A 3,565-nucleotide genomic window follows, 5' to 3' on the forward strand; every position below is an offset into this window, starting at 1 on the left:
AATAATTGGCGGTCTGGTGGGCATGCTCACACTTGGGCCGCTGGGTCTGGTGATTGGCGTGATTGCCGGCCACTTTTTTGATCGCGGGCTGCGGCAGGTGGGCGCGGGTATGAGCCCGGAACAGCGGCGCGAGCTTGAGAGCCGTTTTATCAATACCCTGTTTCCCCTGCTGGGGCACATCGCCAAGGCCGATGGCCAGGTGACCCAATCTGAAATCGACCATACCGAAGAGGTGATGGCAAAGTACGGCATTGTGGATGACAACCGGCAGCAGGCCATTGCGCTGTTTAAGCGCGGCACCGAAACCGATTTTCGCCTGGCGCCGGTGGTTAGCGAGTTTTTTGGCGCCACCCAGCGCCAACCTAATTTGCGCCGCGTACTGCTGACTTATTTGGTGGGAATTGCCATGGCCGATGGTGAGTTGCACCCCGGCGAAGAGCAAGCGCTGCGAGAAATTGCCGACGGCCTGGGCTTTGGTGGCGCCATGTTCGAGCAGCTGATGGCCATGCTGCGCGCGCAGGACCATTTTCGGGGCCAGAGCGCGCCACCGGCGGGCCACGATTTGGCCACTGCCTATGCAGCGCTGGGCGTGGACAAATCGGTGTCCGATGCCGAATTGAAAAAGGCCTATCGCAAGCTGATGAGCGAACACCACCCCGATAAGCTCATGGGGCAGGGCGTGCCAGACCATATGATTAAGGTGGCCACCGAGCGGGCGCAGGAGGTGCAGCGCGCCTATGACCTGATCCGCAAGTCGCGCAAGGGCTAGTCATTTGCTGCGGGCGCTTGAAAATGCGGGTCTGCGCCCAGAAATCATGAGAGGGCGCCTACAGCTGTGATATGGTAGGCCCTCAAGTTCAGCGCTCCGTGCGCGGCTTGGTAGCAATGCGTCAACGATAGATTTTATAACAACAGAAAAACAGCCCGTGGGGCTTATGGCAACAGAGGTTAAAGATGGAAGCTGAAAAGAAAGTCTTCGTGGTGGTAGACCCCAACGACGATAAACACATTGCGTTGGAGCGTGCGCTAATAACCTCCAAGTTTCGCAATCCTAGCCCTAAACTGATTATTTTTGTGGCCGTTGATGGCGAAGCGGTGGATACCCGCGCGATCAACGATCACTTGTTTCGCGACGAATTCTGGTTCCGCGATCAAATTCGCACGCCCGTAGAGAAAGCGGGATTGGAGTGCGAAATTCAGGTGTGCTGGTCCAGTGACTGGCAGGCCTCAATCATTCAGGAATCTAAGCGCTGTGGCGCGGAAATGATTTATCTGCCCGTGCACGCAAAAACCACGCGCCGCTTTACCTTTGCCGAATCTAAGTGGCAGGTACTGAAAAAGGCCGCCTGTCCCGTGGTACTGATTCGCCCGGGCGCCCACGACAAGCGCAAAGTGGTGCTGGCTGCGGTGAACTTCCAGGCTGATAAAGACAAACAACGCCAGCTCAACAAGCAAATTGTGCAGCGTGCCAAATACATTGCCGGCAACTACGGCGCCGAGTTGCACTTTGTGAACGGCTACCTGGATTCCATGCTGTATCCGGATCGCGGCGCCCTTGCCAATGAGACAGGTGTGCCAGCCGATCGGATTCACGTCAAGCAGGGTTATACCGATGAAGTGGTTTCGGGTGTGGCCAGCGCCATTGATGCGGACCTGGTAGTCATGGGTACGCTCAACCAGCTGGGCTCTACCGGTACACTCTTGCGCGGCAATACCGCCGAGCGCGTTATTGGCGCGCTGGATGTGGATGTGATGGTGTGTAACGAATTTACCACCACCAAGTAACGGCGAACCGTTCGAAAAAGGCCAACCCCTGCGGTTGGCTTTTTTTTGGTTTAAATTTGGTCGAGAAAAAACACTGCTGTGGGGGAATAGGTATGCATCAGTCTGCGCGCTTGGCTTTGGTAACCGGAGGCAGTCGAGGCATTGGTGCGGCCACCGCGCGCCTTTTGGCGCAACAGGGTTATCAGGTTTGTATCAATTACAAATCTAACGCCGCGGCGGCAAGCGCTGTGCGCGATGACATTGTTGGCGCCGGGGGTGTGGCGTTTATCGAGCAGACAGATGTCGCAGATGAGGTCCAGGTGCTTGCGCTTTTTAAGCGCCTGGATCAATACCCGGGCCGCCTGGCGGTTTTAGTAAATAATGCCGGAATACTTGCCACTCAGAGCACACTGGTGAACCTGAGTGCCGAGCGCATGCTCGCTATCTTTCGCACCAATGTCATAGGCAGTATGGTTTGTGCGCGGGAGGCGGTAAAGCGCATGCAGCGAAGCGATGGTGGACTAGGCGGCTGCATTATCAATGTGTCGTCGATGGCTGCGCGCACTGGGTCGCCCCACGAGTATATTGACTACGCGGCCTCAAAAGGTGCGATTGATACGCTGACGCGTGGCCTCGCCAAAGAGGTGGCGGGCGAGGGGATTCGAGTTAACTGTGTGCGCCCGGGGCTTATTTATACCGACATGCACGCCGAGGGCGGCGAGCCGGATCGAGTTGATCGTCTAAAACACCGTATTCCGCTGGGGCGCGGCGGTTATGCCGAGGAAGTGGCAGAGGCTATCGCCTTTCTGGCGTCCGAAAAATCCGGTTATTGCACGGGTAGTTTTTTGGATCTGGCGGGCGGTTTTTCCTAGTAGCTAATACTCGCCGGTGGCGTAGCTGCTACACAAATGCTGCCTGGCTGCCATGGGGCTGGGCCGCATTGTTGGTGGGGTGCGCATCGCTGTGCAATCAGCGCACACTGAAGGTGGTAAAGGGTTCCACCGGCCTTTCTGCACTGGTGACGTCATCCACGTCTGCGGTGACTGGCCCCATGCGCAGCCACCGCTCAAAGTGATCCAGTTGCCGTTGCTCTCCACAGCCCAGCGCCTCCACTTGGCCATTCGGCAAGTTGCGCACCCAGCCGGTAACACCCAGGGCGAGTGCCTTTTCGCGACAGCTGGCTCGATAGTAGACGCCTTGAACGACACCGCTAATGACATAGTGCTTGCACAGTTTCATGGTTGTTAATGCTCGCTGTTGCGTGGCTAGGCGTAAAGCGTGAGTGCAAGAAGTATAGCTTAGCGGGTTGGCTGATGATTTCTGGGAGCATCAGACAATGGAAAATCGAATCGGCTTCTATCAGTGGGGCTATTGGGGTGCAGTTGCGGTGTATCTGGCAGCAATTAGATGGCCCTAGCAAAACGTTTGGTCTAAAAGAATGTACAACCGTGCTGGGGTTTTGCCGCTTTGCCGGTGCGAGTTTTATGTGCGCCAGCTTCGTTAAAAAGTAGCGTTTGCTGGTAGTGGCTTGGTGGCCCCCCAGCATAGCTGGGGGTCGTAAAAGGCCAACGCAAAGCAGTGCTTTGCGAGTGTGCGTTTTGTGCGCGCTAGCTTCGTTAAAAAGTAGCGTTTGCTGGTAGTGGTTTGGTGGCCCCCCAGCATAGCTGGGGGTCGTAAAAGGCCAACGCAAAGCAGTGCTTTGCGAGTGCGTGTATTGTGCGCGCTAGCTTCGTTAAAAAGTAGCGTTTGCTGGTAGTGGCTTGGTGGCCCCCCAGCATAGCTGGGGGTCGTAAAAGGCCAA

General features: G+C 56.4%; 4 protein-coding genes. 3 read left to right on the forward strand and 1 reads right to left on the reverse strand.

Annotated elements, in window-relative coordinates; translation table 11 throughout:
- Position 1: 1 nt before the first annotated feature.
- The 3 genes from djlA to ACW8F6_RS16985 all read left to right on the forward strand — a co-directional run bounded on the left by djlA (position 2) and on the right by ACW8F6_RS16985 (position 2,636).
- Entirely contained in the window at positions 2-769 is a 768-nt protein-coding gene (gene djlA / locus ACW8F6_RS16975; RefSeq protein ID WP_491577075.1) for a co-chaperone DjlA, read from the forward strand.
- A 185-nt stretch (positions 770-954) separates the two neighbouring features.
- Positions 955-1,785: a universal stress protein gene (locus tag ACW8F6_RS16980; protein ID WP_491577076.1), complete on the forward strand. Its 831-nt coding sequence runs from the start codon at positions 955-957 to the stop codon at positions 1,783-1,785.
- A gap of 92 nt (positions 1,786-1,877) precedes the next feature.
- Entirely contained in the window at positions 1,878-2,636 is a 759-nt protein-coding gene (locus ACW8F6_RS16985) for an SDR family oxidoreductase (RefSeq protein ID WP_491577077.1), read from the forward strand.
- Between the two features lie 97 nt (positions 2,637-2,733).
- Here ACW8F6_RS16985 and ACW8F6_RS16990 read toward each other — a convergent pair whose 3' ends face one another.
- Entirely contained in the window at positions 2,734-3,003 is a 270-nt protein-coding gene (locus ACW8F6_RS16990; RefSeq protein WP_491577078.1) for an acylphosphatase, read from the reverse strand.
- Positions 3,004-3,565: the final 562 nt, after the last annotated feature.

The organism is Simiduia sp. (assembly GCF_058345725.1).